21 protein-coding genes are annotated in these 22,783 nt (G+C 61.0%); 17 read left to right on the forward strand and 4 right to left on the reverse strand.

The genetic code is table 11. The features are described 5' to 3' along the window. The first annotated feature begins 19 nt into the window (after positions 1–19). The 16 genes from EYW45_RS14360 to EYW45_RS14435 all read left to right on the forward strand — a co-directional run bounded on the left by EYW45_RS14360 (position 20) and on the right by EYW45_RS14435 (position 18,010). Positions 20–796 (forward strand): enoyl-CoA hydratase, encoded by a 777-nt coding sequence (locus EYW45_RS14360; protein ID WP_161136067.1) that lies wholly within the window; start codon positions 20–22, stop codon positions 794–796. Between the two features lie 450 nt (positions 797–1,246). Continuing rightward, complete coding sequence (locus tag EYW45_RS14365) at positions 1,247–2,935, forward strand: DUF1254 domain-containing protein (protein WP_161136068.1); 1,689 nt, start codon at positions 1,247–1,249, stop codon at positions 2,933–2,935. 303 nt (positions 2,936–3,238) lie between these two features. Beyond that, on the forward strand, positions 3,239–3,676 hold the full coding sequence (locus tag EYW45_RS14370; protein ID WP_161136069.1) for an ATP synthase subunit I: 438 nt from the start codon (positions 3,239–3,241) through the stop codon (positions 3,674–3,676). A 68-nt stretch (positions 3,677–3,744) separates the two neighbouring features. Beyond that, positions 3,745–4,629 (forward strand): F0F1 ATP synthase subunit A, encoded by an 885-nt coding sequence (gene atpB / locus EYW45_RS14375; RefSeq protein WP_161136070.1) that lies wholly within the window; start codon positions 3,745–3,747, stop codon positions 4,627–4,629. 135 nt (positions 4,630–4,764) lie between these two features. Next, positions 4,765–5,004 carry a F0F1 ATP synthase subunit C gene (atpE, locus tag EYW45_RS14380; RefSeq protein ID WP_068371391.1) on the forward strand — a complete coding sequence of 80 codons (240 nt, stop codon included), beginning with the start codon at positions 4,765–4,767 and terminating at the stop codon, positions 5,002–5,004. A gap of 152 nt (positions 5,005–5,156) precedes the next feature. Then, positions 5,157–5,627: a F0F1 ATP synthase subunit B gene (locus tag EYW45_RS14385; RefSeq protein WP_161136071.1), complete on the forward strand. Its 471-nt coding sequence runs from the start codon at positions 5,157–5,159 to the stop codon at positions 5,625–5,627. Between the two features lie 12 nt (positions 5,628–5,639). Next, the gene (locus tag EYW45_RS14390; protein WP_161136072.1) at positions 5,640–6,182 is read left to right on the forward strand and encodes a F0F1 ATP synthase subunit delta; all 543 of its coding nucleotides are present in this window, start codon (positions 5,640–5,642) and stop codon (positions 6,180–6,182) included. A gap of 34 nt (positions 6,183–6,216) precedes the next feature. Then, the gene (atpA, locus tag EYW45_RS14395; protein WP_161136073.1) at positions 6,217–7,758 is read left to right on the forward strand and encodes a F0F1 ATP synthase subunit alpha; all 1,542 of its coding nucleotides are present in this window, start codon (positions 6,217–6,219) and stop codon (positions 7,756–7,758) included. 124 nt (positions 7,759–7,882) lie between these two features. Continuing rightward, a complete protein-coding gene (gene atpG / locus EYW45_RS14400) occupies positions 7,883–8,791 on the forward strand; it encodes a F0F1 ATP synthase subunit gamma (RefSeq protein ID WP_161136074.1) in 909 nt (302 codons plus the stop codon). Between the two features lie 51 nt (positions 8,792–8,842). Continuing rightward, the gene (atpD, locus tag EYW45_RS14405) at positions 8,843–10,264 is read left to right on the forward strand and encodes a F0F1 ATP synthase subunit beta (RefSeq protein ID WP_161136075.1); all 1,422 of its coding nucleotides are present in this window, start codon (positions 8,843–8,845) and stop codon (positions 10,262–10,264) included. A gap of 12 nt (positions 10,265–10,276) precedes the next feature. After that, positions 10,277–10,702 carry a F0F1 ATP synthase subunit epsilon gene (locus tag EYW45_RS14410; RefSeq protein ID WP_161136076.1) on the forward strand — a complete coding sequence of 142 codons (426 nt, stop codon included), beginning with the start codon at positions 10,277–10,279 and terminating at the stop codon, positions 10,700–10,702. A gap of 227 nt (positions 10,703–10,929) precedes the next feature. Next, positions 10,930–11,853, forward strand: a complete 924-nt coding sequence (locus tag EYW45_RS14415) for a helix-turn-helix domain-containing protein (protein WP_235939037.1) — start codon at positions 10,930–10,932, stop codon at positions 11,851–11,853. Between the two features lie 31 nt (positions 11,854–11,884). Next, entirely contained in the window at positions 11,885–12,958 is a 1,074-nt protein-coding gene (gene hemE, locus EYW45_RS14420; protein ID WP_161136077.1) for a uroporphyrinogen decarboxylase, read from the forward strand. 434 nt (positions 12,959–13,392) lie between these two features. Then, the gene (locus tag EYW45_RS14425) at positions 13,393–15,444 is read left to right on the forward strand and encodes a primosomal protein N' (RefSeq protein ID WP_328703633.1); all 2,052 of its coding nucleotides are present in this window, start codon (positions 13,393–13,395) and stop codon (positions 15,442–15,444) included. Between the two features lie 22 nt (positions 15,445–15,466). Beyond that, positions 15,467–17,506 carry a UvrD-helicase domain-containing protein gene (locus EYW45_RS14430; RefSeq protein WP_161136268.1) on the forward strand — a complete coding sequence of 680 codons (2,040 nt, stop codon included), beginning with the start codon at positions 15,467–15,469 and terminating at the stop codon, positions 17,504–17,506. Between the two features lie 42 nt (positions 17,507–17,548). Continuing rightward, positions 17,549–18,010 carry a hypothetical protein gene (locus EYW45_RS14435; protein ID WP_161136078.1) on the forward strand — a complete coding sequence of 154 codons (462 nt, stop codon included), beginning with the start codon at positions 17,549–17,551 and terminating at the stop codon, positions 18,008–18,010. A 184-nt stretch (positions 18,011–18,194) separates the two neighbouring features. Here the strand turns inward: EYW45_RS14435 and EYW45_RS14440 are convergent, their stop codons facing one another. Together EYW45_RS14440 and EYW45_RS14445 are read right to left on the reverse strand one after the other, a co-directional pair. Continuing rightward, complete coding sequence (locus EYW45_RS14440; RefSeq protein ID WP_161136079.1) at positions 18,195–18,428, reverse strand: hypothetical protein; 234 nt, start codon at positions 18,426–18,428, stop codon at positions 18,195–18,197. 466 nt (positions 18,429–18,894) lie between these two features. Next, positions 18,895–19,779 carry an NAD(P)H-hydrate dehydratase gene (locus EYW45_RS14445; protein ID WP_328703634.1) on the reverse strand — a complete coding sequence of 295 codons (885 nt, stop codon included), beginning with the start codon at positions 19,777–19,779 and terminating at the stop codon, positions 18,895–18,897. Between the two features lie 189 nt (positions 19,780–19,968). Between EYW45_RS14445 and EYW45_RS14450 the strand changes: the two genes are divergently transcribed. After that, on the forward strand, positions 19,969–20,790 hold the full coding sequence (locus tag EYW45_RS14450) for an enoyl-CoA hydratase/isomerase family protein (RefSeq protein ID WP_328703635.1): 822 nt from the start codon (positions 19,969–19,971) through the stop codon (positions 20,788–20,790). A gap of 216 nt (positions 20,791–21,006) precedes the next feature. Here EYW45_RS14450 and EYW45_RS14455 read toward each other — a convergent pair whose 3' ends face one another. Together EYW45_RS14455 and EYW45_RS14460 are read right to left on the reverse strand one after the other, a co-directional pair. After that, positions 21,007–21,759: an enoyl-CoA hydratase-related protein gene (locus EYW45_RS14455; protein ID WP_161136080.1), complete on the reverse strand. Its 753-nt coding sequence runs from the start codon at positions 21,757–21,759 to the stop codon at positions 21,007–21,009. After that, positions 21,756–22,724 carry an NAD(P)H-dependent flavin oxidoreductase gene (locus EYW45_RS14460; RefSeq protein WP_161136081.1) on the reverse strand — a complete coding sequence of 323 codons (969 nt, stop codon included), beginning with the start codon at positions 22,722–22,724 and terminating at the stop codon, positions 21,756–21,758. The genes EYW45_RS14455 and EYW45_RS14460 overlap by 4 nt, the downstream gene beginning before the upstream one ends. Between the last annotated feature and the right edge of the window lie 59 nt (positions 22,725–22,783).

Consider the following 22,783-nt stretch of genomic DNA (forward strand, 5'->3'; position numbering starts at 1 on the left):
AAGATCAGAGGAGACATTTATGAGTGAAGCTCTCGTATTACAAGAAACGCGCGGTCGCGTCGGCATCCTGACACTGAATCGCCCCAAGGCGCTCAACGCGTTGAACGATGCGCTGATGGACGAGCTGGGGGCAGCCTTGCTTGCCTTCGATGCCAATGACGAGATCGGAGCGATCGTCATTACCGGCAGCGAGAAGGCATTCGCCGCCGGCGCCGATATCGGCGCGATGAAGGACTGGGGTTACATGGATGTTTATCGCAGCGATTACATCACCCGCAACTGGGAAACGCTCAAGCGCGTGCGCAAGCCGGTGATCGCTGCAGTGGCGGGCTACGCACTGGGTGGCGGCTGCGAGTTGGCGATGATGTGCGACATCATCATCGCGGCTGACACGGCGCGTTTCGGCCAACCGGAAATCAAGCTCGGCGTGATTCCCGGCGCCGGCGGCACGCAGCGCCTGCCGCGCGCCGTAGGCAAGGCGAAGGCCATGGATCTCGTGCTTACCGCGCGCATGATGAAGGCCGATGAGGCCGAGCGGTCCGGGCTCGTGTCGCGGGTTGTTGCGGCCGATAAGTTGATGGACGAGGCGCTCGATGCGGCCACGATCATCGCCTCGATGTCGTTGCCTTCGGTGCTGATGGCCAAGGAAACGGTCAATCGTGCTTTCGAATCCGGACTGAACGACGGGCTGCTCTTCGAGCGGCGCGTCTTCCATTCGCTGTTTGCGACCGAAGACCAGAAAGAGGGCATGGCGGCATTTGCCGACAAGCGGCCCGCGCAGTTCAAGCATCGCTGATGGGAGAGCGCCGGGGGTTCCCAAACCCTCGGCGTATGTTCTATGTTCGGCCGAGCGTTGGAGAAACGCGCGGCCGAATACGCGCTATCCGACCTGCGACGATGCCCGCGGCGGCTCGATGATCGAACGAGCTAGCCAGGTGCGCGCAGCGGTCGAAGCGCGTGGCAGTCTGGGGCAGTGCATAGGTCCACAATGAGATCGGCCTTCGATTTATCAAGCATTTCGACTCGGATCGATTTCGTGCCGATGCGCTGATAATTCAGGCTCTTTAACGTCATTTACAAATGCTGCAACGCGCACCCGTGCCCGCAGCAATTGCTGTGCATTGGTTGCGCTTTGACACGCTGATGGAAACGCCCGTTTCACACGTGAGGCCTATCCTGAGCAACTTGGGTGTCGGCGCGTGGGAGTCGCGTTCGACGCCGGTTGAATAACGATAAGGATGGATCCATGCGCAAAACAAACCAATCTCGTCAATGGCCAGTCGCCGTTTTGTCCAGCGCACTGGCGCTGTGCTTCGTGACTGCAGCGCAAGCTCAAACCACGGCGCCGCGTTCCGAGTTGCGCCTGGTGTCCGAAACGCCGATGCAAATGCAGGCGGCGCCTGCACGTGCCGCTGCGCCCGTGACGGCTGCTGAGTTGAATGACATCGCCAGCGATGCCTATGTGTATGCCTATCCGCTGGTGCTGATGGAAATGACGCGCCGCGCCGCGACCGGCGTGGGCTCGGCGGCGAACGGCAAGGCCCCGATGAATCAGTTTTCGCATCACACCGCGTTGCCCGATGCCACGACGGCAGATGCGCGCTGGCCCAGCACGGATGGTGTGAATTCGAACCTCTGGTTTGACGTATCGCGCGCACCGCTCCTGATCGAAGCGCCCGATGCCGGTGAGCGTTACGTCTCGCTGACCCTGTTCGATATGTGGACCGACGTGTTTGCCTCGCGCGGCACGCGCACGGCAGGTGCCGGTCCGCAACGGTTCTTGTTGGTGGGTCCGTACTGGCAAGGTTCGGTGCCGCAGGGCGTTGATGTTGTGCGCAGCCCCACTTCGATGGGATGGTTGATCGCGCGCGCACAGATTACGGGTCAAAACGACTTGGCCGGCGCCAATCAGTTTCAGCAAGGGTTGAAAGCCACGCCGTGGCTGCAGTCCGACGTGCGTCCGACCGCCGGCGATACCGCCCAGGGCAACGTGCGCCCCATGCGCGATGGCCGTGTGAGCAACCCGCGTCCGATGGCCGAGTCGAATCGCGATGCCCGCATGCGTGCCGGTTTGACGCCGGGCGCAGCCGCCGGCGCACAAGGCGCGACGAGCAATCCGCAAGGCGTGTCGCCGTTTGCCGGCGCCATGATCAACAGTGCGCCAACGTACACCTATCAGCCGAATGTGGATCCCAGCCTGACGCCGGCGCAGCAAGTTGCGCAGATGGACGCGGCCACGTTCTTCAGCGTTTTTGCCGACGTAGCGCGCACCAATCCGCCGCACGCCAACGACAACCCGATCCTCGATCGCCTGCGTCGCGTAGGCATCGGTGGCACGTATCGGCCGTTTTCGTTCCCGTCGCTGGATCCGGCGGTCCAGCAAGCGCTTACCAACGCGGCGCCGTTGGCCAGCCGCCGCATTACCGATTCGGCGCAACGTCTTACTGCTCCGGTCAACGGCTGGAATACAGTCACGGGCGGCATCGGAACGTACGGTACGGACTACTCGCGCCGTGCAGCGATCGCAGCCTTGGGCTTGGGCGCCAGCGTGCCTGAAGATGTGATCTATCCGGTCACCATGGTCGACGCCGACGGCGAGTTGCTCGACGCGCGTGAAGACTACGTGCTGCATTTCGACAAAGCCCAACTGCCCCCGGTGGACGGTCATTGGTCGCTCTTCCTGTACAACGCCGATCGTGGTTTTGCGCGCAACGAGGCCAATCGTTATGCGATTTTGAGCACCGACAACCTGACCTACAACAAGGACGGCTCGCTGGATATCTATATCCAGAAGCGCCAGCCGCGTGGTGACAAGCAGGCGAACTGGCTGCCGACCCCGGCGGAAGGCAACTTCATGTTGAACATGCGTCTGTATTCGCCCAAGAATATTGCGCTGGATGGTCTGTGGGCGCCGCCTGCAGTGCGCGAGAATTGATTTTTCGCGGCTGACCCTGCTCCCGTCTACGGGCGCAGGCGCCAAAAGGGACCGCCAGGCGGTCCCTTTTTCATGACCCTTCATAAAGCATTACAATGCGCTGAACGAGATTGCGTAAGCCTGAGCGTCGGCTCATGTGTGCGTGAATGCCACTAACCCGATGGGGCGCGATTGTCAGGTGTTTTCGATTCACGCTATACTCGTTGAGTTTGACGCTTGCGGGATAAAGAAGGCGCGATGGGCGACGTTCAGCTTCGCTTGCCGTGTAGTTTCCTCATGTCGATGCGTCGTGATGAGTCTGTCATGATCAAAGTCGATACCGATACAGCAAGTCCTGTCCAACTTACCGAAGCTCAGCGCAAATCAATGAATGCGCGGGCGGTGCGGGGGATGATGCGGGCGCTGGCGGCACAGGGAGCGATGGCGATTGCGGGGGCAATCATTGCGTGGGCGGTTGGAGGCACTGCGGCGGCGGCATCGGCATTGGCGGGAGCGGGGGCGTACTGGTTGCCCAACGCTGCTTTCGGCCTGCGTCTGATGTTTGGCCTGCTTGCTGGTCGCTCAGCGAGTCCAGTCTTTTTCTTTCTAGGCGAAATGCTCAAGTTGGCTGCAACAGTCTTTCTGTTGTGGTTGCTGTCGCGGTTCGCTAGTGAATGGTTGGTGTGGCCGGCGGTGATCGGGGGGTTGATCCTCACGCTCAAGGGCTACTTTCTTCTGATGATGTTCCGCAAGTTGTCGTAGTCGCACAAAATTAACGTGCATGGTGAACGTCCTGACGTTCTTCATCTAGCAAAAAGGGTAGGATTTTCATGGCAGCCGCCAACGCCGACATTTCGCCTCAGTCCGCTTATATTCAGCACCATCTGGTGCACCTGAATAACACGGGCGAAAAGCAATCGATCATTGCCCAATTCAACATCATCAACTACGACTCGCTGTTCTGGTCGGCACTGATGGGATTGATCGTCGTCGGCGTGCTGGCCTTCGCCGCCCGTCGCGCCACGTCCGGCGTACCGGGCCGCTTCCAGGCGCTGGTCGAGTCGATCGTCGACATGGTCGATCAACAAGCCAAGAGCGTCGTGCCCAATGCCAAGAGCCGCTTGTTCGTCGCCCCGCTCGCCCTGACCGTATTCCTCTGGATCGTGTTGATGAACGCACTCGATCTGGTGCCGGTCGATCTGATGTCCTGGATCTTCATCAATACCGGTGTGGGCGCCGAGCATGGCGATCCGCTCTATTACCACCGCATTCTGCCGACGGCCGATTTGAACGTGCCGATGGGTATGTCGCTGGGCGTGCTGCTCCTGATGTTCTATTACGGCATCAAGATCAAGACCCCGGTCGGCTTTACAAAAGAACTCTTCACCGCGCCTTTCCATGGGCACGGCGTCATGGCCATCATACTGGCACCCGCCAACTTTGCGCTCAACCTGGTCGAATACGCGGCCAAGTCGGTGTCGTTGGGTATGCGGTTGTTCGGCAACATGTTTGCCGGCGAGCTCTTGTTCATGCTTATCGCCTTGATGGGCGGCGCTTGGACAGGTTTCAATGCTTCCAGTATCGGATTGGGCGTAGGCCAAGTCCTGGCGGGATCGGTGTGGGCCATCTTCCACATCATGATCGTGTTGTTGCAAGCCTTTATCTTCATGATGCTGACGCTGGTTTACATCGGCCAGGCTCACGAAGGTCACTAAGGATTTTCCGGTCAGGCGTGCGCGTCTGGCCGGGATGTAAGGCCCTTTTGTAAAGCATGTACGACGTGTACGGCATGTACGACGTGTTTGTCTCTTTCTAATTTTTGCATTTCGATTTTTAATCAAGGAGTTGTCATGACCAACGTTGCTTTCGTTGCTCTCGCTTGCGCTTTCATCATCGGTCTGGGTGCTATCGGCGCTTGCATTGGTATCGGCATCATGGGTGGTAAATACCTCGAGGCTTCGGCTCGTCAACCTGAGCTCATGAACGCTTTGCAAACGAAGATGTTCCTGTTGGCTGGTCTGATCGACGCGGCCTTCCTGATCGGCGTCGGTATCGCCATGCTGTTCGCTTTCGCCAATCCGTTCGTCTGATTGCGCACTGCCCGCAGGCTCGACTTGCGGGCGCTTTCGGCCGTATCGCGTGACGCCCCGTCGGGGCGACATGCTGAGACGGCTACATATTCGTTGACCCCGCCGTACACGTTTGGTGCGGCAGGGTTCCAAGGTATTAGAGGGAAACGACCGTGAATTTAAACGCGACGATCTTTTTCCAGATGCTTGTGTTCTTCGTCTTGGCCTGGTTCACGATGAAATTCGTGTGGCCGCCGCTGACGAAGGCGATGGACGAGCGACGCCAGAAAATCGCCGACGGCTTGTCCGCCGCCGAGAAAGGCCGGGCCGATTTGGCTCAAGCCCAGGCGCGTGTCAGTCTGATCGAAGCTTCTGCGAAATCGGAAACGCATGCTCGCATCGTTGAAGCTGAAAAGCAGGCTGCCGGTTTGATCGACGAAGCTCGTCGTGAAGCCGAAGTCGAACGTGCCCGCATCGTGGCGCAAGCCAAGCAGGAAGCCCAGCAAGAAGCCCAACGTGCGCGTGCCTCGTTGCGCGACGAAGTGGCTGCCTTGGCAGTCAAGGGCGCCGAGCACATCCTCAAGCGCGAGGTTGACGCCTCCGCCCATGCCGAGCTGCTCACCCAGCTCAAGGCGCAGCTTTAATCCGGGAACGTCATGGCTGAATTTTCGACAGTTGCCAGACCCTACGCCGAAGCCTTGTTCGCCGCCGCGCGCGACGACAAGACGCTCGGTACGTCGGGCTGGCTCGACCTGATCAAAGAAATGGATCAGATCGCTGCGCATCCCGATGTGCAGCGCCTTCTGTCCGATCCGAAGGTAAGCGACGCCCAGCGGGCCGAGATTTTCCTTGGTCTGGTCCGGTCGCAGCTGCCGCAATCCGCGCGCAACTTCATTCAGTTGCTGGTCGAGAACGACCGCCTGATGTTGGTGCCCGAGATTGCGACACAGTTCGAGACGCTCAAAAATCGTCACGAAGGCGCCGCCGCGGCCGAGATCACCAGTGCATTCCCGATGTCCGACGCTCAGGTCGCAGATTTGATCACGGCGTTGGAAAAGAAGTTCGGTCTTAAGCTCAAGCCCCACGTTACTGTCGACCCGTCGCTGATCGGCGGCGTGCGCGTGGCAGTGGGCGATCAGGTGCTCGATACATCCGTGCAAGCCCAGTTGGCCCGCATGCGCGACACGCTGGCTGCATAAGCCAGGCACTCAACAGGATTCCAGGAGTCTCCACATGCAACTCAATCCCTCCGAGATCAGCGAACTGCTCAAGAGCCGCATCGAGGGCTTGAGCGCTTCGAATGATATCCGTACGCAAGGCACGGTCGTATCCGTGAGCGACGGTATTACCCGCATCCACGGCCTGTCGGACGTGATGCAGGGCGAAATGCTCGAATTCCCCAACAACCGTTTCGGTCTTGCACTCAACCTCGAGCGCGACTCCGTCGGCGCCGTGATTCTGGGCGACTACACCAGCATTTCGGAAGGCGACCAGGTCAAGACGACCGGCCGCATTCTGGAAGTGCCGGTCGGTCCCGAACTGCGCGGCCGCGTGCTTGACGCACTCGGTACGCCGATCGACGGTAAAGGTCCCTTGGGCAATACCCAAACGGACATCATCGAAAAAGTCGCTCCCGGCGTGATCGCGCGTAAGTCGGTGTCGCAGCCGCTGCAAACGGGTATCAAGGCTATCGATTCGATGGTACCGGTCGGCCGCGGTCAGCGCGAGCTGATCATTGGCGACCGTCAAACCGGCAAGACCGCTGTCGCCGTCGACACGATCATCAGCCAGAAAGGCAAGGGCGTTACCTGCGTGTACGTCGCGATCGGCCAAAAGGCCTCGACGATCAACAACGTGGTGCGCAAGCTCGAAGAACACGGCGCGATGGAATACACCATCGTCGTGGCCGCTTCGGCTTCCGACTCCGCTGCCATGCAGTATCTGTCGGCTTACGCCGGTTGCACGATGGGCGAATATTTCCGCGACCGCGGTGAAGACGCGCTGATCATTTATGACGATCTGACCAAGCAAGCCTGGGCTTATCGCCAAGTGTCGTTGTTGCTGCGTCGTCCCCCGGGCCGCGAAGCGTACCCCGGCGATGTGTTCTATCTCCACTCGCGTCTGCTCGAGCGTGCCGCTCGCGTGAACGAAGAGTACGTTGAGAAGTTCACCAACGGTGCGGTCAAAGGCAAGACCGGTTCGCTGACGGCACTGCCGATCATCGAAACGCAAGCCGGCGACGTGTCCGCCTTCGTGCCGACCAACGTGATTTCGATTACCGACGGCCAGATCTTCCTGGAAACCGACCTCTTCAACGCAGGCGTGCGCCCGGCTATCAACGCCGGTATCTCGGTCTCGCGAGTGGGTGGCGCGGCGCAAACCAAGGTCGTGAAAAAGCTGTCGGGCGGTATTCGTACCGACTTGGCGCAGTACCGTGAATTGGCCGCCTTCGCGCAGTTCGCTTCGGATCTGGACGACTCGACCCGTCGCCAGCTCGAACGCGGCAAGCGCGTGGTCGAACTGCTCAAGCAGCCGCAGTATCAGCCGCTGCAAGTGTGGGAATTGGCCGTTACGCTGTACACCGTCAACAACGGCTATCTGGACGACGTCGAAGTCAGCAAGGTGCTGGCATTCGAAAAGGCGTTCAAGGATCAGTTGAAGTCCAAGCACGCGGCAATGATCGAGCGCATCGAATCCAGCAAAGAACTTTCGAAGGACGACGACGCCGAATTGGCCGCCGCTCTGCAAGAGTTCAAAAAGCACGGTGCGTTTTAAGGCATTCGGACAGCAGTAGGACGTCGGGCAAGCGGGGCCATCCCCGTTTGCTTTACGCACCACACCGGGCGGGGCAGACCGTCAGTCGATCCATCCCGTCCAGCCGTCTCTACAGGAAAGCGTAATGCCCGGAATCAAGGAAATCCGAACCAAGATCAAGAGCGTGCAAAACACGCGCAAGATCACCAAGGCGATGGAAATGGTCGCCGCATCCAAGATGCGCAAAGCGCAGGAACGGATGCGCGCAGGCCGTCCGTATGCCACGAAAGTGCGCGAAATTGCGTCGCACTTGATGCAGGCCAATCCCGAGTACAGCCATCCTTACCTGAAGAACCGCGAGCATCACAAAGCGGTGGGTATCGTCATGGTCACGACGGACAAGGGCTTGTGCGGCGGCTTGAACACCAACATCACGCGTGTGGTGCTCAACAAGCTGAAAGAATTTCAAGCCAGCGGCGTTTCCGTGCAGACGACGGCTTTCGGCAACAAGGGCGTCGGTCTGCTGACGCGTATTGGTGCCAATCTTGTCTCGCAGGAAGTGCAGTTGGGCGACAAGCCTGATCTGACCCGTTTGTTGGGCGCGATCAAGGTGCAGTTGGACGACTACCTCGAAGGGCGTATCGATGCCCTGTACCTGGCCAGCACGCGCTTCGTCAACACGATGCGTCAGGAACCCGTGTTCCTGCGTGTGTTGCCGTTGCCCGATGGTCTGGACGATCCGTTTCAATTGGGCGTGACGGCGGCCGAGAAGAGCACTGAGATCAAGAGCAATTACGGCTGGGACTATATCTACGAGCCTGACGCGAAGTCGGTGATCGACGATCTGCTCCAGCGTTACGTCGAAGGTCTGGTGTTCCAGGCGGTGGCCGAGAATATGGCGTCCGAGCAATCGGCCCGTATGGTCGCGATGAAGTCGGCGTCGGACAACGCCAAGAAGGTGATCGGCGAACTGCAACTGGTCTACAACAAGACCCGTCAGGCTGCGATCACCAAAGAAATTTCAGAAATCGTGGGGGGGGCTGCCGCCGTCTGATGAATCGGACGACGCAGCGACCCTTAGAACGTAATTAAGCAAGGACTCGACATGAGCAACGGAACCATCGTTCAGTGTATTGGCGCCGTGGTGGACATTCAGTTCCCCCGCGATCAAATGCCCAAAATCTATGCGGCACTCAAGCTGGCTGACACTAGCTCGGCGTTCGCTGAGAAAGATCTGACCTTCGAAGTGCAGCAACAGCTGGGTGACGGCGTCGTACGCACGATCGCCATGGGCTCGTCCGACGGCTTGCGCCGCGGCATGTCCGTCTCCGACACGGGCGCGCCCATTTCGGTGCCGGTCGGTGAAGCCACGCTTGGTCGCATCATGGACGTCCTCGGCCGTCCGATCGACGAAGCCGGTCCGATCCCGACCGAAGAACGTCGCAGCATTCACCAGGACGCGCCGCGTTTCGACGAACTCTCGCCTTCGGTCGAGCTGCTCGAAACGGGTATCAAGGTTATCGATCTGGTGTGCCCGTTTGCCAAGGGCGGTAAGGTTGGCCTGTTCGGCGGCGCCGGCGTGGGCAAGACCGTGAACATGCTCGAACTCATCAACAACATCGCCAAGCAACACAGCGGTCTGTCGGTGTTTGCAGGCGTGGGCGAACGCACTCGTGAAGGCAACGACTTCTATCACGAAATGGCCGAAGCCGGCGTTATCAACCTCGATAACATCAAAGAATCGAAAGTGGCGATGGTGTTCGGTCAGATGAACGAACCCCCGGGCAACCGTCTGCGCGTGGCGCTGTCGGGCCTGACGATGGCCGAGAAGTTCCGTGACGAAGGTCGCGATATCCTGTTCTTCGTCGACAACATCTATCGCTACACGCTGGCCGGTACCGAAGTGTCGGCACTGCTGGGCCGTATGCCTTCGGCCGTGGGCTATCAGCCGACGCTGGCTGAAGAAATGGGCAAGCTGCAAGAGCGCATCACGTCCACCAAGACCGGTTCGATCACCTCGATCCAGGCCGTGTACGTGCCGGCGGATGACTTGACCGATCCGTCGCCTGCCACCACCTTCTTGCACTTGGACTCGACCGTCGTGCTGTCGCGTGACATCGCCGCGCTGGGTATCTATCCCGCCGTCGATCCGCTCGACTCGACCAGCCGTCAGCTCGACCCGCAAGTCGTGGGCGAAGAGCACTACGCCGTTGCGCGTGGCGTGCAGCAAACGCTGCAACGCTACAAGGAATTGCGCGACATTATCGCGATTCTGGGCATGGACGAATTGTCGCCCGACGACAAGCAAGCCGTTGCTCGCGCTCGCAAGATCCAGCGCTTCCTGTCGCAGCCTTTCCACGTCGCCGAAGTGTTTACCGGCGCGCCTGGCAAGTATGTGCCGTTGGCCGAAACGATCCGTGGTTTCAAGATGATCGTTGAAGGCGAGTGCGATTCGCTGCCGGAACAAGCGTTCTACATGGTCGGCGCGATCGACGAGGCCTTCGAGAAGGCCAAGAAACTGCAATAAGGACGTATACATATGGCTACCCTGCAAGTAGACGTCGTCAGCGCAGAGGAAGCGATCTTCACCGGTGAGGCGAAGTTCGTGGCTCTGCCTGGCGAGGCGGGTGAACTGGGCATCTTGCCCGGGCACACCCCGCTGATTTCGCGCATCCGGCCTGGTATCGTCAAAGTCACGCGTACCGACGGTACCGAAGAGTCGATCTTCGTGGCCGGCGGCATTCTCGAAGTGCAGCCTGGCATGGTTACCGTGCTGGTCGACACCGCGATTCGTGCTGGCGATCTGGACGAAGCCCGCGCCGAGGAAGCCCGTAAGAAGGCTGAGGAAGCATTGCGCAATGCCAAGGACCGTGCAGACATCGCCCAGGTCGAGGCAGAGCTCGCCATGCTGACGGCAGAGGTTCACGCCGCTCGCTTGCTCAAGGGCAAATCGAGTTCGCACTGAGCGCATCGGCGCCGCATCGCTTGCGGCGACGCTGGAAAAGCAGCCTTCGGGCTGCTTTTTTCATGCCCGTTCGATTTGCATTGGGTAGGGCTGCGCGCTCGGCCGTGGCGCGTCGGGGCCGCCGCTGCCTGTCGCCGCGCACGTAGTTGCCGCAATGTGGCTTGTGCGAATAGTCAGGGCCTCAGGGCTTCCGTAGTCTGAGGTTTTTGCCGCGACAGGAGGCCCCGATGCGAGAGCAATTGGAGTGTGCGTTTCTCTTCGATCCTCATCATCATGACGACCCACTTGCGGCCGTGGATGTCCAGATGCTCGTCATGCAGCGTGTGGCATGGTCGCCGGTGCGTCTGGAGGCGCCAGAGGCCTCCGAGCAGGCGCCCAGTCCTCAACTGCTCGCGCGCCTGGCTACGGCGCTGATGCGATTCGATGTGTGCGTGCTGGCAGTGACGCCGGCCACGTTGGGTTGGGCGCGCACCGCACTGGCGGCCGCGCGCAGCACGCTGCGCACGCCGGTCGTCGGCTATACCCGCGACCTCCGGGCGGTCGGACTGCAGGATCTGTTCGATCTTGGTATGGCCGATTTCATCACTGCGCCGTTCAGTCTGGACGAGTTACGCATGCGTTGGCAGCGGCTGCCGCGCGATATCGGCGGGGCGTTCAACGCGGCCAATGGGATCGGTCATGGCGCGGCGAAAGGCATTGGCATCGCACCCCCGATCACGTCAGGCATTGGTGAGCCGCCAAGGGCTTACGGTGGCGCTGCAGGCGCACTGCCGACACTCATGGGTGCCGGATCCTTCGGCGGGTCGCAGGAGGGCGCTCCGGCGCCGCTGCATGCTCGGGTGCGGGTCAGCAGCAGCGATTTCGATGCCACGCTCCGCGCGTTGTCGCAGGCGCCGCAGGTGCGTGACGATGAGCCGTTCCGTCAGGCAAAATCGCGCGTGGTCGCACAATTCGAGCAAGACTATCTGCGGCTTGCGCTGTCGCGCCACGCCGGCAATGTGGCTCGGGCTGCGCGCGCGTCCGACAAACACCGCAGGGCCTTCTGGGCATTGATGCGCAAGCACGGTATCGATGCCGCCACTTTCCGGCGCGATACCGCTGACGATGCTTTTACCGAACGCGCTGGTCGCAGTCTTGCGTCGAGGCAGTAAAATCCCCCGTTGAAGCTCTTCAAGGATCGCCGTGTCTGCCCCTGTTCTGCAAAATGATGTGTTCTTACGTGCGCTGATGCGCGAACCTGTGCCCTACACGCCGATCTGGCTGATGCGCCAAGCGGGACGCTATCTGCCCGAGTACAACGAAACGCGTGCGCGAGCCGGTTCCTTCATGGAACTTGCGCAGAATCCGCAGTATGCGAGCGAAGTCACGTTGCAGCCGTTGGAGCGTTTCGATCTCGATGCGGCCATTCTGTTTTCCGACATCCTCACCGTTCCGCATGCCATGGGATTGGGGCTCGACTTTGCGATCGGCGAGGGGCCGCGCTTTGCGCATCCCGTGCGCACCGAAGCCGATGTGAAGGCGCTGGCCGTACCCGATATGGACAAGCTGCGCTACGTGTTCGACGCGGTCGCGACCATTCGCCGCGACTTGAACGGCCGTGTCCCGCTCATCGGCTTTGCAGGTAGCCCCTGGACGATCGGTTGCTACATGGTCGAAGGCAAAGGCTCCGACGACTACCGTCTGATCAAGACGATGATGTATTCGCGGCCCGACCTGGTGCATCACATGCTCGAGATCAATGCGCAAGCCACGCAGCAGTACCTCAATGCGCAAATCGAAGCCGGCGCGCAAGCGGTAATGATTTTCGATAGCTGGGGCGGCGTCTTGGGCGAGGGCTTGTTCCAGGAATTCTCGCTCGCCTACACGCGGCGCGTGGTTGCCGGTCTTACGCGCGAGCGCGAAGGCCGCAAGGTGCCGGTGATCGTGTTTACCAAGGGCGGTGGCCTCTGGCTCGAGGATATCGCCGGCTGTGGGTGCGACGCGATGGGGGTCGACTGGACGGTCAACCTGGGTTCGGCACGTAAGCGCGTGCAGGACAAGGTGGCGTTTCAGGGCAATCTGGATCCGATGGCGCTGTTTGGCGGCGAACAGGCCATCCGTCGCGAAGCGCGTCGGGTACTGGACGGTTACGGTCAGGTGGGAGCCGGCGGCCACGTGTTCAATCTCGGTCATGGCATTTCGCGCTTCACACCGCCTGAGTCGGTGGGCGTTCTGGTCGACGAAGTGCACAACTACAGCCGTGCATTTCATGCTTGATCAACCCGGCAAGGGCGTCGATTCGGCTTGACCGCTGTCGCTGCACTGCGTCGTAGCGAATGGACTTGTGCACAAAATTTTAGCTAGTCGGGAAAACCCACAATACATTCGTTACATTTGCCGAAGAGCATCTAAGTCATTGATTTGAATGTTGATTTAAAATATTTTCCCGCTGGTCTGGTATGGTTCGCAAGTTGTGTTATAGGATGGTTTGCGCGCTTTTCCTTTTCTTTTCCCCAAAGTTATCCACAGGCCGGCAGTGAACATTTCCGATTGTCGCTGCCGGTCAGTCGCTTAGCCGCACATTCCAGAAATTACTTTAAGTGCCACATTCGGAATCCGTCGTTCTCGAAGCGGTGACGTCCGTCACCGCTAATGCTTCCTCATTGCCCCCCGAGCAGGAGCGCGCTACGCACGCGCCCGGGGAAAAGGCTGTGCATTGGCTTAACGTGGTGCTGGATGTCCCGCTGCCCGGGCCGTTCGATTACCGGTCGGAAATCCCCGTGCCGGTGGGTACGCGCGTGATCGTGTCTTTCGGCCGCCGGCAGTTGATCGGCGTGGTCGTGGGGCACGCCGACGCACCCGGTGTGGCGCCCGAAACCGTTCGCGCGGTCGAACGCATTCTGGATGATCTGCCCCCATTCTCGGCGCAATGGCTCAAGCTCACGCGCTTTGCAGCGGACTACTATCAACGCCCCTGGGGCGAGGTGATCCTGCCTGCATTGCCGCCGGCGCTGCGCAAGCCCTCCGCCTACGTGGGCGCTCGCTCGGCATCGGGGCCGATCGCACGCCTGGATAAACGCCGCGCGCGACCCGTCGTGGATGTGGCAGCGGATGTCGCCCCCGAGCTCAATGAGCAACAGGCGCTGGCGGTGGCGACGCTGCGTGATCTGGAAGGCTTTTCGCCGGTCTTGCTGCATGGCGTGACTGGCAGCGGCAAGACCGAGGTGTACATGCATGCGGCTGCCGATATCCTGGCGCGGGGCCGGCAGGTGTTGCTGCTCGTGCCTGAAATCAATCTCACACCGCAACTCGAAGCATCGCTGCGGCGCCGGTTGGAGCATGTGGTTGGACCGCATGCGGTTGCCGTGATGCACAGCGGATTATCGGATGGCGAGCGGTTGGCGTCATGGGTAGGTGCGCAACGCGGTGACGTGCGCATGCTGCTGGGCACCCGCATGGCCATTTTCGCGCCGATGGCCGACTTGGGTCTGATCGTGGTCGATGAAGAGCATGAAGCCTCCTACAAGCAGCAGGATGGCCTGCGTTACTCGGCACGCGATCTGGCCGTCTGGCGGGCGCATGAAGCGGGCATTCCCATCATCCTGGGGTCGGCCACGCCATCGCTGGAAACATGGCAGCACGCCGAGCGCGGCCGGTATCGGCGCCTGACCCTGCAAGCGCGCGCCCGGGCGAGCACGCTGCCCACCGTCAGGCTTGTCGACACGCGTCGCGCGTCCCTCAAGCAAGGGTTTTCCGATCAGCTCATCACGGCGATCGGCAAACGATTGGAGGCGGGCGAGCAGTCGTTGGTGTTCATCAATCGGCGCGGCTATTCGCCCGTGCTGCAATGCACGCATTGCGCCTGGGTATCGTCCTGCCCGCGCTGCACGGCATACACCGTATTGCATCGTTTTTCGGGCGGCAGCCATCGGCTGCAGTGCCACCATTGCGGTTTTCAATCGCGGGTGCCCCGCGCGTGCCCGGAGTGTGGTGACCAGGATCTGCAGCCCATGGGCCGCGGCACGCAGCGGGTCGAGGAGCATCTGGCCGAGATCTTCCCGGACGCACGCATTTCGCGTATCGATGCCGACACCACGCGTCGCAAGGGGAGTGCACAGGCGCTGTTCGATCAAGTACACGCCGGCGACGTCGATATTCTCGTGGGCACGCAGATGGTGGCCAAAGGCCACGATTTTGCGCGCTTGGGATTGGTGGGGGTGCTCAACGCCGATGCCATGCTGTTTGCGCATGATTTCCGGGCCCCTGAGCGCTTGTTCGCACAACTGATGCAGGTCGGCGGCCGAGCTGGCCGGCACGCGGGTAACGGCGAGGTGCTGATTCAAACGGGCTATCCCGATCAGTTCATCTACCAGGCGCTCGTGCGACACGATTATGTCGGGTTCGCACGCCACGCGTTGAAGGAGCGCGAAGAGACGGGATTGCCGCCGTTTGCTTTTCAGGCATTGTTGACGGCCGAAGCGCGCGAGTTGCAGCAGGCCATCGGGTTTCTGCAACAGGCGCGCGCGCTGGCCAGTACGCCGGAGCATGTCTGCGGCACGTACGGCGACCATATAACGCTGTACGATCCAGTACCCCTGCGTGTTGTGCGCGTGGCCAATGTCGAGCGGGCACAGTTGCTGATCGAAGCGCAGCATCGTCCCGCCTTACAGGCATTCCTTACCGCCTGGAACGACGCGCTCCCCGCGCTCGCCTCCACGTGTCGCGTTCGCTGGCAACTGGAAGTCGATCCCCTTGAAATCTGAAACGCAGACCATCGCAGCCGGGATGAATCCCGCGCAAGCCGAAGCGATGCTGTACCTCGACGGCCCTTGTCTGGTGTTGGCGGGTGCCGGCAGCGGCAAGACGCGCGTGATCACGCAGAAGATTGCGTATCTGCTGCGCGACTGCGGCTACATGGGGCGCAACGTGGTGGCGCTCACGTTCACCAACAAGGCCGCGCGCGAGATGAACGAGCGTGTGAAGACGTTGGTGGATCGCAAGTTGGCCAAAGGGCTGACTATCAGCACGTTCCACGCCCTGGGCGTGCGGTTTTTGCGCGAAGAGGCTCGGCATGCCAATCTGAAAGCGCAGTTCTCGATTCTCGACTCCGACGATGCCCTGGGCATCGTGCAGGAATTGCTCGCCAGTACCGACAAGGGCAGGCTGCGCAACGTGCAGCAGACCATTTCGCTCTGGAAGAACGGCTTGATCGATCCGGATGAGGCGGCACGCATTGCCGCGACACCGGGTGAGACGGAAGCCGCCACTGTCTATCGCAGTTACGCTGCAACCCTGCAAGCCTATCAAGCCGTCGACTTCGACGATCTGATTCGGCTTCCGGCGCAGATCCTCGCCAGCAATGAAGAGGTGCGCACGCGGTGGCAAAATCGCGTGCGGTATCTGTTGGTGGACGAGTATCAGGACACCAACGTGTGCCAGTACCGTTTGGTGCAACTGCTGACCGGTCCGCGTGCGATGTTTACCGCCGTCGGCGACGACGACCAGGCGATCTACGCCTGGCGCGGCGCCACCATGGAAAATCTTGCGCGGCTTACGACCGACTATCCGTCGATCAAATTGATCAAGCTTGAGCAAAATTACCGTTCGGTGCAACGCATCCTGGCCGCAGCCAATCAGGTGATCGAACGAAATCCCAAGCTGTTCGAGAAAAAGCTGTGGTCCGATCTTGGCGTGGGCGAGCCCATTGTCGTGACGGCAATGGACAGTGAGGAGCTCGAGGCCGAATCGCTGGCGATGAAAGTGTCGGCCGCGCGCGTGGAGCGGCGGGCCGAATGGCGCGATTTCGCGATCCTGTATCGCAGCAATCATCAGGCGCGCATCCTTGAGCAGGCGATGCGCAATCTGAAGATTCCCTACGCGATTTCGGGCGGGCAGAGTTTCTTCGACAAAGCGGAGATTCGCGATGTGCTGTCGTACTTGCGCATCGTCGCCAACGACAGCGATGATCCCGCGTTCATTCGTGCGGCCACCACGCCCAAACGCGGCATCGGTCAGGCCACGTTGCAGGCCTTGGGCACCTACGCGGCCGAGCGCGAGTTGCCGCTGTTCGGTGCCGTATTTGAAACGGGCTTGGAAAGTCGCCTTACCCCCCGTCAGATCGAGCCGTTGCGCACGTTTGTGGAATTTATCCAGCGCATTCAGTGGCGGGCAGGGCGTCGCGACGGCCGGCTCGAAAGCGGCGCCACCGACAGCGCCGGCCAGATTCTGGACGACATGCTCGGCGCCATACAGTACGAACGATATCTGTACGACACGCTTGAAGAGCGGCCCGCGCAAACGCGTTGGCAGAATGTGCTCGAGCTCACCGGCTGGTTGAAGCGCAAGGCCGACGAAGACGGCATGACGCTATTCGAGCTGGTGCAGCACATCGCGTTGGTCACGATGCTGGAACGCGGAGAAGAAGATAATCCCGACGCGGTGAAGCTCTCTACGCTTCATGCGTCCAAAGGCCTGGAGTACCCGCACGTTTATCTGGCGGGTGTGGAAGAGGGCCTGTTGCCACACTTGGGCAAGGACGAGGAAGAAGGCGATCCGGCGCGCGCCGCCGAATCGTTGGCCACGCGCATCGAAGAAGAACGTCGTTTGATGTACGTGGGCATCACGCGCGCGCAGCGCACCTTGCACCTGAGCTGGTGCAAGAAGCGGCGCCGTGCGCGCGAAGATCTGGTGCGCGAGCCGTCGCGGTTTATCGAAGAGATGGGTTTGAGTCAGGTCAAGGTGACCGAGGAAGATACGCATCGTGCGATGAGCCCGAAGGAAAGGCTCGCGATGCTCAAGTCGATGCTGAGCAAGCCGGCGGGATAACCCGCAGAAGCGTGGCTGCAAGTGCAGGCCGTGGCACGTGTCATGAACACGCCTGCGAGCGACGCTCAAGAGGGGCTCGACAGCGCAAGACTATACGGCAGTGATGCACTCATGCACCAATGCGTTGATGCACGGATGCACGGATGCACGGATGCACGGATGCACGGATGTGCCGATGTACCGATGTACCGATCCATTGATGCGGTGATGCATGCGACTAAGCTCGACGCGGACGGCATGATGCCATCGCATCGGATGTCGATCTTCGGAGCAATGGCTTTTTGGAGTGGCGCGTTTGTGAGAACGCGCGGGATGTTGATGCAACGCCGACAGCGGCACATCGTATTGGTGTTGACCCGCAACAGCGAATCAACGGCTGGCATGCCGAACGGCATGCGCGGTAAGTACAGCAACAACAGCGGCTCGCTTGGCCGGCGCCATCAAACAGGCGCCGGATGTGGCTCTGCAATCAGAACCACTGCAACAAACAACCCGACAACATAACGCAACAACACAACAACAGCACAGCAAGTGACGTTGGGACAATCGATACCGGCTATCGACTGCTGATCACTTCAAAGACAGCACATTTCAACATCTCAACGGACTAGATGCTGGCAACACCATTCTCATTCAGTCCGACAAATTGATCGGCAGACCGAAAGCCGTGGCCGCAAGGCCGGGCTGCTTACCACTGAGCGTTGGTGAACTTCGTGCTTTTTTGGCGAGCGTCGTCCATCGAGGCGTTGACGTCACGAACGAACGAGACGAAAGCGCTGAACGCAGCAACAGCAGCCAAGGCACCAGCCTTCAGGGCAGCCATCGGGCGCAGGTCGTTCTGTTGTTGCATCGCACCGCGGAGAAGGTCGCGTTCCAGGGTGTCGGTCAAGCGGATATTTTGGTCGTAAGAGATGCGGTTCATGGTTAACTCCAGTTCATTTCGCGTTCGGGTAAGCCATTATAGGGATAACCCTAGTCGAATAGCAACCGGTTTTTCAGGGTAAACCCTAGTCCGTTGTTTTTGTGCGCTGCAGCGCGAGATATCGACCGAGTCATACCCCCGACATCCTCTTGGCGACCAGAATTCGATCATTCAATCAACGGGTTGAGATTCCGACGACAGCGGACAGGCGCTTGGCCGTACCCCGCCTAACGCGATGACGAGCGAATATTGAGTCGAAAGTAAGCAGTCACTCACTATGACGTGCTTTCAGGCGGGTCTGGCGGGCGAAGTACAGCCTCCAGAACGAGTGCCGATCACCCAGAGCAAGTGCCGATCACCCAGAGCAAGTGCCGATTACCCAGAACGAGTGCCGATTACCCAGAACGAGTGCCGATCATCCACAGCAAGTGCAGAGCATCCAGAAGAGAGGACCATGAAGACGGTTTCAGGATCGAGGTGGGCCGTTCCGCAGTTCGCGTGCGGCATCGGGGAGTTCGCCGGCCGTCATGCCCATTGGTCCGATTCCTCGGCTGGCGAGTAGGTCCGCCGCAGCGCCATGCAGCCACACGGCACCCATCACCGCCTCGCCCATTGGAATGCCCTGCGCGATCAGTGCGCCCATCATGCCTGCCAGGGTGTCGCCCGTTCCGCCTGTCGCCAGACCGGGGTTGCCGGTGTGGTTGATCCGCAAATCGCCTTCAGGAGACGCGATCAGGGTGTTGGCCCCTTTGAGCACAATCCACGTTCCGAATTTGGCGACAAGCGCCCGAGCAGCAGCCGGCCGATCGTGTTGCACCGCCTGGGCGTCGCTGCCCAACAGGCGGCCAGCTTCGGCCGGGTGCGGTGTGAGCACGGTGTGCGTGCTGCGTGGCAGTTGGACGCGGTTGGCTGCAAGCAGGTTCAATCCGTCCGCGTCCAGCACAAGGGGTGTGTCGTTCACTGACGCCATCAGCGTTTCCAGCAGCGCGACGGCTGTGTCGGTTTCGCCCAGCCCGCATCCCGCCACCCAGGTGGTGACCACTTTGGCAGACAACAGCCCACGTGCATCTCGCAGCATCAGCTCGGGGTGCAGCATGTCGCAGGGGAAGGGAAGATCGTCGGTCGGAAAGCCAATGAATACCTTGCCAGCGCCCAACTTCAGCGCAGCGCGCGCAGCCAAGAGCGCGGCGCCAGTCATGCCGGGTCCCCCACCCAATATGCCCACGGCGCCGAAGCTGCCTTTGTTGGTGTCGGCCTCGCGCGGCGCGAACACGGCAGTCAATTCCCTGCGTGCGATGGGTGCGATGGGTTCGCTCGGGGATGCGACGGCAGACGAGGCGGGGTAGCTCACAGCAAATATCCCTTTGAAGACGATCGTGCCGGAGGCCGGTAGGCACAGGTGGCGGCTTATCGCGGATATAGTGCATCAATAGTAGATCGCCGTGTAGGCCTCGAACACGCAAGCGGCATCCACAACCCAAAACGACGCGCGGCACAGATCGCTCGCGCACCCCGCCATCCTCAAGGAGACAACCCCATCGTGTCGGATCGCTACGCTGCTTATACCTCCCTTATCTTTCACCATCATCCTGACGGCATTCTCGAACTGGTGATGCCCGGCAAAGGCGGTCGTGCAGACAGCCTCTCTACCGCCGACGCCAATCTGCATCGCGAACTTGCCGACGTCTGGCGCGACATCGATGCCGATCCCGAGGTGCGCGTCGTCATCATTCGGGGTGAGGGTAAAGGCTTTTCGGGCGGGGGCGATCTGGGTCTCGTGGCGGAGATGGCAGAGGATTTTGCTGTGCGCGCACGGGTCTGGCGCGAAGCGCGCGACCTGGTCTACAACGTGATCAATTGCAGCAAGCCGATCGTGTCGGCCATGCATGGCGCGGCGGTGGGCGCGGGGCTTGTGGTCGGCTTGCTGGCCGACATTTCGATCGCGTCACGTAACGCACGCATCATCGACGGCCATACCCGGCTTGGCGTAGCCGCAGGCGATCATGCCGCGATCGTCTGGCCGTTGTTGTGCGGGATGGCCAAGGCCAAATATCACTTGCTGTTATGCGAGGCCGTGAGCGGCGAGGAGGCCGAGCGGATCGGTCTGGTGTCGTTGTGTGTCGACGAGGCCGATCTCATTCCGCGTGCTTTCGAAGTCGCCGGCAAGCTTGCCCACGGCTCGCAAACTGCGATTCGGTGGACGAAGTACTCGCTCAATAATTGGCTGCGCATGGCGGGCCCGAGTTTCGATGCGTCACTGGCGCTGGAGTTCATGGGGTTCTCCGGCCCGGACGTGCAGGAAGGCATTCAGTCGTTGCGCGAACGCCGGCCGCCGTCCTTCGATCCGAAGAGCCCGTTTTGAACCAGACCGTGCGGGTTCTGCGGCGCATGCTGCGTAGACCGATGTTCTGACGCCCCAGAATTGCCACGGTGCGTGTTGCCCGCTGTGGGTGCCCGCGATATGGGACCACCCTCAATCGCCTCGCACATGCGCCTTGGCATCCTGCGACGACGCCCGTGCCGTGCTCGCCGCGAAGCTGCCCACCCAGCAAGATGCCTGGCACCGCGACCGGCCGCGCTACGCCTTCGCCTTCTTCGTAAAGAACGCCTTGAACGCCGCCTGCGCCTCGTCGGTCTTCAGGCGGGCAGCGAATTGGGTCGCCTCATATTGCAGCGTCTTGTCGACCGCAGCCTGGGCGTCGCGTTTCAACATGTGCTTGGTCAGGCGCAAGGCGTCGCGGGGCTGAGTGGCCCACAGCCGTGCCATGTGCTCAGCGGCCTGCAGCGTTTCGCCAGATGGCGTTGCGGCGGTGATCAAACCGGCCTGCGCCGCTTCGGTACCGTCGAAACGCCGGGCCGACATCAACCAATCGTTCGCACGCATGGCGCCGACGCGTTGCGGCAGCAGCAGGCTCGATCCGCCTTCCGGACACAGCCCAAGCGACACGAAGGGCAACTGCATGACCGTATTCTCGGCGGCAAATACGGCATCGCAATGCAGCAGCATCGTCACGCCGATGCCGATCGCAAAGCCCTCGACCGCCGCGATCACGGGCACTGGCGTGGCCGCGATCGTGCGCAGAAAGCGGATCGCCGGGCTGTCGCCCGACGGGCGCTCAGCCTGGAAGTCGCGCAGATCGTTGCCGGCGGTAAAGCAGCCGCCATCGCCGGTGATCAAAATTACCCGGATGTCGGTGTTGTCAGCTGCATTGCCGATCGCATCGGACAGCGCGTCGTAGAGTGCGCTGTCGAGCGCATTGCGTTGGGCCACCCGACTCAGTGTGAGCCGCAACACGCCGCCGTCGAGGGCGGTGAGAAGCCCGGCGCTCATGCGAACGATGCCTTGGCCAGCGCGGCCTGCGCGGCGCGATACTCGTCGGCCATCGTGGCGACGATGTCGCGTGTGGGCCGCACCTGATCGATCGTGCCCACGCCTTGTCCTGCGCCCCAGACGTCACGCCAGGGCTTGACGCGCGTGCTGCCGAAATTGCTGGCCTGCGGCTCGGGTGCGGGCAGGGCAGTGGGGTCGAGTCCCGATGCGGTGATGCTGCCCGACAGATAGTTGCCGGGGATGCCGGTAAAGAACGGCGTGTACAGCACATCGGCGGCCGATGACGACACGATCATGTCCTTGTAGGCTTGCGCGGCATTGGCCTCTTCGCTGGCGATGAAACGCGTGCCGATATAAGCGAAATCGGCACCCATGGCCTGGGCTGCGAGCACCGCGCGGCCATTAGTGATCGCGCCGGACAGGGCAATCGGGCCGTCGAAGAATTTGCGCACTTCGCCCAGCAAGGCGAAGGGGCTCAACGTGCCGGCATGGCCACCCGCGCCGGCGGCCACGAGGATCAGACCGTCGACGCCGGCTTCGAGTGCTTTCTCGGCATGCCGGATCGTCGTCACATCATGGAATACCTTGCCGCCCCACGCATGCACCGCATCCACCACTTCGCCGGGTGCACGCAGGCTGGTGATGATCAGCGGCACGCGATGCTTGCCGCAGGCCTCCAGATCGAGCGCGAGCCGGTCGTTGCTGTGGTGAATGATCTGATTGACGGCGAAAGGCGCCACGCGTGCGTCGGGCTGCGCCCGTGCCGCGTCGAGCCGTTCGGTGATCTCGTGCAGCCACTCGTCGAGGAGACTTTGCGGGCGGGCGTTGAGCGCAGGGAACGATCCAATCACGCCACTGGTGCACTGCGCGACGACCAGGTTGGGGTTGGATACGATGAACATCGGGGCACAGATGACGGGCAATCGCATCTGTGCGTGCAGTGATGTGGCCAGTTCGTGGGGCATGTGTCTCCTCTGCGATTTATAATGGCCGGCTGGGGTCGCCGGCAACCCGCTTGAAGCGG

It is taken from the genome of Schauerella aestuarii, assembly GCF_009866805.1.
In the GTDB taxonomy this organism is placed as follows: Bacteria; Pseudomonadota; Gammaproteobacteria; order Burkholderiales; family Burkholderiaceae_B; genus Schauerella; species Schauerella aestuarii.